Genomic DNA, 1,846 nt, shown 5'->3' with positions numbered 1-1,846 from the left:
TCGTCCTCGGCGATCTTGCGCAGGATGCGGCGCATGATCTTGCCGGAGCGGGTTTTCGGCAGGCCGGGGGCCCATTGGATCAGGTCGGGCTTGGCGATCGGGCCGATCTCGGAGCGGACCCAGTCCTGCAGCTCCTTGCGCAGCTCCTCGGTGGGCTCTTCGCCAGACATCAGGGTGACGTAGCAGTAGATGCCCTGGCCCTTGATGTCGTGCGGATAGCCCACCACGGCGGCCTCGGAGACCTTGGAGTGGGCGACGAGGGCGGATTCGACCTCCGCCGTGCCCATGCGGTGGCCCGAGACGTTGATCACGTCGTCGACGCGGCCCGTGATCCAGTAGTCGCCATCGGCGTCCCGGCGGCAGCCGTCGCCGGTGAAGTAGTAGCCCTTGTACTGCTGGAAGTAGGTGTTCATGAAGCGCTCGTGGTCGCCCCAGACGGTGCGCATCTGGCCGGGCCAGCTGTCGGCGATGCAGAGCACGCCCTCGGCGGGGTTGCCCTCGACCGTCTTGCCCGATTCAGGATCGAGCACCTCGAACTTCAGCCCGAAGAAGGGTTTCATCGCGGCGCCGGGCTTGGTGGCGTGGGCGCCGGGTAGGGGGGTCATCAGGTGGCCGCCGGTCTCGGTCTGCCACCAGGTGTCGACGATGGGGCAGGTGCCCTTGCCGACGACATTGTGGTACCAGTTCCAGGCCTCGGGGTTGATCGGCTCGCCCACGGTGCCCAGCACCTTGAGGTCGCTCAGGTCGCACTTGGTGACGTACTCGTCGCCCTGGCCCATGAGGGCGCGGATGGCGGTGGGGGCGGTGTAGAACTGGTTCACCTTGTGCTTTTCGCAGACCTGCCAGAAGCGGCTGGCATCCGGGTAGGTCGGCACGCCCTCGAACATCAGGGTCGTGGCGCCGTTGGCGAGCGGCCCGTAGACGATATAGCTGTGGCCGGTGACCCAGCCCACATCGGCGGTGCACCAGTAGACGTCGCCCGCGTGGTAGTCGAAGGTGATCTCGTGCGTCATGGCGGCGTAAACCAGGTAGCCGCCGGTGGTGTGCACGACGCCCTTGGGCTGGCCGGTGGAGCCCGAGGTGTAGAGGATGAAGAGCGGATCCTCGGCGTTCATCTCGGCCGGCTCGCAGGTGTCCTCGACCTTTTCGGCCTCCTCGTGGAGCCAGAAATCCAGCCCGTCGCGCCATGCGATCTGGTCGCCGGTGCGCTTGACGACGAGGCATTTGACGTCGTCCACATCGCGGCGGAGCGCCTGGTTGACGTTGTCCTTGAGCTTGGTCACGCGGCCGCCGCGCGGGGCGGTGTCGGCGGTGATGACGAGCTTGGCGTCGCAGCCGTCGACCCGGGCGCCGAGCGCGTCGGGGGAGAAGCCGGCGAAGACGATGGAATGGATGGCGCCGATGCGCGCGCAGGCGAGCATGGCATAGGCCGCCTCGGGGATCATCGGAAGGTAGAGCACGACGCGGTCGCCCTTTCCGACGCCGAGGTTTTTCAGCACGTTCGCCATCTTGCAGGTCTCGGCATGCAACTGGCGGTAGGTGATGTGCTGGGCGTCCTCGGAGGGGTCGTCGGGTTCCCAGATGATGGCGGTCTGGTCGGCGCGGTCCTTCAAGTGGCGGTCGATGCAGTTGGCGGCGACGTTGAGCGTGCCGTCCTCGAACCACTTGATGGAGACGTTCCCGTAGGTGTAATCGACGTCCTTCACTTTCGAGTAAGGCTTGATCCAGTCGATGCGCTTGCCCTGCGCGCCCCAGAAGGCCTCGGGGTCCTTGATCGAGGCGGCGTACATCTCGTCGTACTTCGCCGCGTCGACATGGGCATTCGCCGCGAAATCGGCACTGGGCG

Annotated in this window: 1 protein-coding gene; it reads right to left on the bottom strand. The window is 66.3% G+C overall.

The features are described 5' to 3' along the window. A partial coding sequence (gene acs, locus PVV74_RS22755; protein WP_274594786.1) for an acetate--CoA ligase occupies window positions 1–1,846 on the bottom strand: 1,846 nt, incomplete at both ends.

It is taken from the genome of Roseovarius sp. SK2, assembly GCF_028807495.1.
Taxonomy (GTDB): Bacteria; Pseudomonadota; Alphaproteobacteria; order Rhodobacterales; family Rhodobacteraceae; genus Roseovarius; species Roseovarius confluentis.
Note: the sequence above shows the minus strand (reverse complement) of the source record. Positions and strands in the feature narration are given on the sequence as shown.